Source organism: Pseudoalteromonas sp. TAE56 (assembly GCF_000497955.1).
GTDB lineage: Bacteria > Pseudomonadota > Gammaproteobacteria > Enterobacterales > Alteromonadaceae > Pseudoalteromonas.
The window spans coordinates 1-7,146 of record NZ_AUTN01000096.1; the positions used below are offsets into that span (position 1 = coordinate 1).

The window sequence follows — 7,146 nt, forward strand, 5'->3', positions numbered from 1 at the left end:
GTAGATACCATCTCTCATTTTAAGCTTCAAGGTCGTATTTAACTTTCTTGGAGCTTAAACGCTTCTTGGTTTTTTATTACACCAAAACATATATGAATGAGCTTTCGCATATTTGCACACACAGCTTGCATCGGTGTTTTACCATTATTTATTAACGTTAACTTATGTCGTTTTATTGTTTTATTCCATTGCCCTGCAACAATGGCCGCCATATAAAGTTTACATCGAATTCTGGCTGGCCCAAGTTTACTGATTGATGTTCGCCCTTTTAATTTACCCGATTCATTATGCCGTGGAATTAATCCACAATAAGCCGCCGCTTCTTTGGCTTTATTAAATTTTTTAGCCGCAAATAAATACGTCAGCTCTCTCGATAATACGGGCCCTATGCCAGGGATAGACTCAAGTAGTTTCCTGTTTCTTTTTAAATCAGGTTCATTATCTATGTGGTTATCAATGTCAGATTTAAGCTGTTTAATTTCGTCATCTAAAAACGCGATAGTTACTTTTATCGATTGGCAAACACGCGCGGAAACGTTGCTGAATTCACTTGCTTCTAATCGGTTAGCTTCTCGTTGTCGGTTACTCTCAAGCGCATCTAAACGACGGATAAGGGCTTTAAGCTCTCTAACTTCTAATGCATCAGGTTGCCAATAACTAACGACTGCGTGCTTAGCACAGCCGTAATGAGCAAGCATCGTTGCATCAGATTTGTCTGTTTTATGAATTATGTTTAAAGCGTCTGCATACTTTTTAGCTTTACCGGGATTCGCTAAAATAATATTAAAGCCTTGCTCGTGTAAAAAATACATCAGTGCTTCATGATAAACACCCGTTGGTTCGAGGGTGATAACGAGCTCATTAGCAGCGCTTTTAGTTGTATTTAAAAGCCATTTTTCTATTGCTAAAAAGTCTTGATGCTTGTTTTTAAAGACTTTTGTTTTAATTTTGTTTGTAAGCTGGTCTCTCAACCACGATAAATCAATCTTCTCTTTACTAATATCAATGCCGATAAACATCATCTCTACTTACTCCCCTTGTACATACAGCATCTACTTAAAAAAAGTGTGCTTGGATACCATTCAGTTTGTGAGAATAGAAAGTCAGGGCTTTATCTACGGCGCAGTATTAAATACTAGGCGTAAAGGCAAGCTCACTGACTTCGATGTGATAAATGATAGCTAATCATTAATCAATGAGAGATACAAGGTGTAAAGCATCCATACCATTATTGGTAAGTTAATGAGTGTCATTACAATAACCAAACCTAATTTTGTATCGAGTAATGCAAAGTCGCGAAACAATAAATAAATCGGAATTGGTGGTAACATTTTGGTTGAAAGCATCCACATTAATAAGTGCTTTGTTTTTTTAGTTTGTACAAAAGCCATAGACCACGCAGCAGGAACCGCAATTAATAACCCCAGTAAACTTGAACCTAGTGATATAACTACAGAGTTCCAAAAATGGTTAAAGTATGGCGAGCGCGACAGTACATCGCGGTAATTTTCGAGCGTCCAATCAAACGCATATAAGCTTGGGCTTGCTGAAATTGCTTCGGCTTCCGTTTTAAAACTGGTGATTAACGTCCAAAATCATGCCGCTTATTGTCCATGCAGCATTGGTATAAATTAGTTTGGAACGACGGCTATCTTTTATAGTCATAATTAACCCTCCAAGTTTTTGCCAATTAAGCGCATTAAAAATATAGCGACTATATTTGCAATAATAACTGCAACTATGCCCCCTGCCGAACCGCCGCCTACATCAAACTGAAGTAGCGATTGCGTATAAATTAAGTACGTTATATTGGTTGACGAATAACCAGGACCGCCACTGGTTGTAACTAATATTTCAGCAAAAATTGACAGTAAAAATATAGTTTCGATTAATATAACCGCAGTTACAGCGCGCGATAAGTGCGGTAAAACGATGTAAAAGAACTTACTAAATGGGCCAGCTCCGTCCAAATCAGCCGCTTCTAATTGTTCACGGTCGAGTGATTGTATTGCTGTTAGCAGTATTAAAGCTGCAAACGGTAACCACTGCCAAGACACAATTATGATGATTGAAAATAGCGGCATTTGAGCAAAAAAGTCGATAGGTTCAAAGCCAAGCCAAATAGCAAAGTGTGCAAATAAGCCATTAACTGGGTTCATTAGCATGTTTTTCCATACCAATGCCGACACAGTTGGCATTACAAAAAATGGGGCTAGTACCATAATGCGAACGTAGTTTCGTCCCCATATTGCTTGGTCTAGTAAAATAGCTAAGCCAATACCACCACAAATAGTGATAAGTAAAACCCCAGTTACTAGGTAGAGCGTGTTAAAAAATGATTCAAAAAAAGCCGGATCAGTTAGGAAAAATTCATAGTTTAAAAAGCCTACAAACTCTTTATCCCCTGGAACGAGTAAGTTGTAATCAATAAAAGAAAAATACAGTGTCATACACAGCGGATCTATCATCCAAGCTAGTAATAAAATTACACTTGGAAGAAGCATAAACCGAGCAAGCGTGCGCGAGTTAGTTGTTGCCATAAAGGTGACCTTAAAAAAGCCAATTCTATTTACTTGTTAACTATCAAGTGAAAATCAGAAACCCTTGATAGCGTTTATAACTAACAAGTAAATAGAATTGACATAAAATATTGGGTAAGTTTGAGTACTTACCAGCCCATTACATGCTATTTAGGATAGCGAGCTTTACGCATTGTTCGCTCAACGAGGTGCTGAGACGTACTAAGCGCTTGCTTAACGGTCATTTGGCCAGTTAATGCTGCTGAGAATTGTTGCCCAACAGCTGTACCAATTCCTTGAAACTCAGGAATAGCAACAAACTGAATACCTACATAAGGCACCTGTTTAACGGTTGGATTTTTAGGATCTGCAGATTAGATAGAATCTAAGGTAATTTGCGCAAACGGTGCTGCGTCCATGTACTTTTGATTACTGTAAAGTGATTTACGTGTACCTGGCGGTACTTTTGCCCAACCTTTTTTGTCAGCTACAAGTTGAGTGTATTCTTTTGATGTCGCCCAGCTAATAAATTTCATTGCGGCATCTGGTTTTTGCTGCTTGCCGGTACGGCTTAAGTCCAAGACCATAACCAGTTACCGCGTTTACCTAGACCATTATCTGGCGCAAGTGCAAACCCTACTTTATCGGTAACTTCTGAGTCTTTTTTATTAGTAACAAATGCGCCTGCAACGGTTGCATCAATCCAAATACCACATTTTCCTGTTTGGAATAGTGCAAGGTTTTCGTTAAACCCGTTTGCAGATGAACCAGCAGGTCCTGACTCTTTCATTACATCGACATAATACTGAAGGGTATTTTCCCACTCTTGAGTATTAAACTGTGGCTTCCAATTCTCATCAAACCAACGAGCACCAAACGAATTAGCCATTGCTGTAATAAGCGCAACGTTTTCGCCCCAACCTGCTTTACCACGTAAACAAAGGCCATAAACACCTTCTTTTTTATCTGTCATCGCTTTAGCAGCTTTGCGTATAAAGTCCCATGTTGGGGCTTTAGGCATTGTCAGCCCTGCTTTTTCCATTAAGTCAGTGCGGTACATAACCATTGAGCTTTCGCCATAAAATGGGGCAGCATAAAGTTTGTCGTTAATCGTTAAACCGCTTCGGATTGCTGGGATTAAATCGTCTAAATCGTAGTTTTCACCTAAATTATCCAGCTCTTTTAGCCAATTTTGCTTGCCCCAAATTGGTACTTCATAAGTACCTATGGTCATAACATCGTATTAGCCGCCTTTTGTTGCTACATCGGTTGTGACACGTTGGCCAAGAATGTTTTCTTCTAGAGTGACCCATTTTAGATCTATATAAGGGTTTTGGCTGGTAAAGTCACTGCTTAATTCTTTCATGGTGATCATGTCACCGTTGTTAACAGTCGCTATTGTAATTGTTTCTTTTGCCGCAGCGCCCATGCTTATGAAGCCACACGCGAGCATAATTAATTTATTTTTCATCGGGTATTCCCCATACACGTTATGTTTTAACAAGTGCTATTAAATTTTAATCTATTGCCAATTCTATTTATGGCAGTTTTAAAACCTAAAACTGCCCGCAAAGTGCCTTTTTAGGTTCTTTGTACAAATAGTTAGACTAGTCGGTTAACGACTTAAAATTTAACAGAGATCTCAGAAGTGAAGCCGTCAAATCCTTTACCGATTTGGCCGCCCGAATTAACACCTTCTTCTTGGTTAACATACTCAACTTTTAAAAGCGTTTTATCGTTAAACCAGTAACCTGCAGCTACTTGAATACGCTCTACTGTGTTGTCTGTTTGTTCAATTAAGTCGGAAGTGTTTTCGGCTTCTGCATAACGAGCCGCTACATATAGTTTTTTAGGGATTAATTATTGTTGTGCTTCAAACACGAAGTACTCAACCGATGAGTCGCCTTCTATTACACTGTTTGAATCAAAAGTAGTGCCGTTTTCATCAGCTATGCCGTTTGTACCAAAGTAGGTAATACCGGCAACTGCATTACCAGCTGCATCTGCGAACGTATAATCATCAGATGATTTACCAATCATAAAAATTAAGCTAGTTTCGTCAGATGGTTGATAAGCTAAATTTAACTGGATAATTGATTGCTCAAGGCCAGGCATGGCGCCAACATGTGTGTCACGCTCGTTTGAAGGTGACGCTGAGAAATTGTAGTTTTCACCATCGCCGAAGCGATAGTTTGTTGTAGTTACACCATCAAGGCTGGCTACACCATTTTCAAAACGTAACTGGTCGCCTTGATTCGCTTTTAATAAATTTAAGCCTGCTTTAAAACCACCTTCAAATTCTAGAGTACCTTGAAGTCGGTAATTGTAACCTCTGTCTTCTTGAAACGCTTCACCGAAACTAGAAGTCGTAATGTGACCTGTAACATTATAAGCACGTACGACACCACTATCGAATGTTTCGCTATAGCTTAACTGTGCGCCGTTTTCTGCGGTTGCGTAATCGGTAATACCATTACCAATAAGTGCATTACTTTGGTTATCTGCGCCGTCTTGAAAACCTTTAAATTGAAAAGGTGAGCCACCAATGTTACCTAAACGCAGTGTTAAATTAGCGTTTTCTTTTGGTGTGCCATATAGACCTAGTAAGTCAAATTCAACACCTGCAAAATCGTTGTGAAATGAAAAGTCACGATCTTCGCCACCAAAGTCATTAGGCTCTTCTGCAATATCTATATCGGCAGTGATGAACTCGTTAATATGAAATTTAAGCATTAGATTAGCTCTAATACGGCCAAATCCTGATTCTTGTTCTTCTCATCTTCTGGACGAAATGCACCATCTTTAGCCTGAATTGACTGAAAGTTTTGCATTAGTAAAAAGTCTACGTCAACGCGATCTAAATATTCAGAAATATCAGCCTGTGCTGATGTAGCCATAGCTGCCGCTATGAGAGAAATTGCAAATTTAGTCTTTTTATTATTCAACATAATAAGCTCTTTATTTAGTGTGGTGTGTGATGCCAACTTTATTAAATTGCATTTTCATTTAATGAAATTGGTATTAATTCAGTGTGTATAGATGAGGCTGACTGAGCAAAAAATTAAGTGGTTAATGAAACTGCACTTGCGAGCATAAGCCCACCTTCTGAGTATAATCACAGAATGAATTTAGAAGGTCAACGATTTTTTATTACAAAACGTTTACAAAAAATCGAATTCATATGTAAATATTTTTGAATCAATAAGTTAAGTAGCAAATTTGTTACATCAAATTTTGATGGAATGTTGTATTGGATTAAGGAATTTCTTATGAATACGTCATTATTGTTCATTACAATTAATGAAAATATAAGTTAGTAGAAGATATGAGAGCAGATAATCCTTTAAAAATACGTTGTTGGGCAAACCTATAAACAGTTTATTTATTGGTGTTTTTTAAGTAACGTTCTTGAGCTTATGATGGGGTTAGCTTAGTATTAAAGCACTTAGATGTATTCAAAATAGAAGTAACCTACATATGGAATTTGTTCGCCCGCTAGAGCCCATCCTCATTATTGATGACGTTAAGGAAATTCGTGATTATCTAAACCAAATTTTAACTGACTTAGGGTTTGAAGATATATTAGAAAGTGCTGATTTTAGCTCTGCCAAACCTATTATGGACAATAAACCGCCAGGCGTTATATTTGTAGATGTAGATTTACCAGACTCTAACGGTGCAGAGATATTGGAATACATTAATAGTGCTTACCCGCACACTCATGTTGTTATGTGTTCGGGCCACAATAGTCTCGAAAACGTACAAAACACGTGGGAAATGGGCGCTAAAGGTTTTATTGCAAAACCTTTTAATACAAAAAAAGTAGACACTGTAATGAAGCGTCTTGAAATAATAGAATAATAATAAGGTTAGCATGCATAGTACTGTTACTGCGATTATAGACGATCTTTCGAGTGTTATATTTGGTAAACAACAACAAATAAAACTGGCACTTACATGCTTATTTAGCGAAGGGCATTTACTCATTGAAGATTTGCCTGGCATGGGAAAAACCACTCTTTCTCATGCATTGTCAGCTGTGTTAGGCTTATCGTATCAGCGTATACAATTTACCAGTGATCTTCTCCCTGCTGATATTTTGGGTACTAATGTGTTTAATTCTACTGAGCACAGTTTTACATTTCATAAAGGCCCTATTTTTAGCCAAGTAGTTTTAGCAGATGAAATAAACCGCGCAGGGCCCAAAACACAAAGTGCGTTGCTTGAAGCAATGGAAGAGCAACAAGTGACAGTTGATGGAAAAAAATATACGCTGCCAAATCCATTTTTTGTGATAGCAACACAAAACCCGCTTTATCAATCAGGTACCTACCCGTTACCTGAGTCGCAATTAGACCGATTTTTAATGCGCATTAGCTTAGGTTTTCCACCTAAAGAAGCCGAAAAACGCTTAATTTTGAATATGCAAAAACGAGATTACAGCCAATTACCTAAGCGTATTAACCAACAAGAGTTAGCGGCAATTCAATCCCAGATAAGCCAAATTACTTTAAGTAGCCCGGTTATTGACTACATTATAGAGCTTGTTAATTACACACGCACAAGCAACGCTTTTGCATCATCGTTATCACCTCGTGCTAGTATGGCTCTGGCTAAAGCGGCTAGG

General features: G+C 38.1%; 4 protein-coding genes and 3 pseudogenes. 2 read left to right on the forward strand and 5 right to left on the reverse strand.

Annotated elements, in window-relative coordinates; genetic code table 11:
- Positions 1-38: 38 nt before the first annotated feature.
- From L656_RS0109950 to L656_RS01000000122160, 5 genes and pseudogenes are all read right to left on the reverse strand, one after another.
- Entirely contained in the window at positions 39-1,022 is a 984-nt protein-coding gene (locus L656_RS0109950) for an IS110 family transposase (RefSeq protein WP_024599096.1), read from the reverse strand.
- A 162-nt stretch (positions 1,023-1,184) separates the two neighbouring features.
- Positions 1,185-1,665: pseudogene (locus L656_RS01000000122150) on the reverse strand (carbohydrate ABC transporter permease); the annotation flags it as partial.
- Between the two features lie 2 nt (positions 1,666-1,667).
- The gene (locus L656_RS0109960) at positions 1,668-2,540 is read right to left on the reverse strand and encodes a carbohydrate ABC transporter permease (protein ID WP_024599097.1); all 873 of its coding nucleotides are present in this window, start codon (positions 2,538-2,540) and stop codon (positions 1,668-1,670) included.
- Positions 2,541-2,686: 146 nt separating this feature from the next.
- Positions 2,687-3,990 (reverse strand): annotated as a pseudogene (locus L656_RS01000000122155) (ABC transporter substrate-binding protein).
- A 152-nt stretch (positions 3,991-4,142) separates the two neighbouring features.
- Positions 4,143-5,467 (reverse strand): annotated as a pseudogene (locus tag L656_RS01000000122160) (hypothetical protein).
- Between the two features lie 529 nt (positions 5,468-5,996).
- Between L656_RS01000000122160 and L656_RS0109975 the strand changes: the two are divergent.
- Positions 5,997-6,380 (forward strand): response regulator, encoded by a 384-nt coding sequence (locus L656_RS0109975; protein ID WP_002960883.1) that lies wholly within the window; start codon positions 5,997-5,999, stop codon positions 6,378-6,380.
- Positions 6,381-6,393: 13 nt separating this feature from the next.
- Positions 6,394-7,146, forward strand: a 753-nt coding sequence (locus L656_RS0109980) for an AAA family ATPase (protein ID WP_024594931.1), incomplete at its 3' end; no start/stop codon positions are given.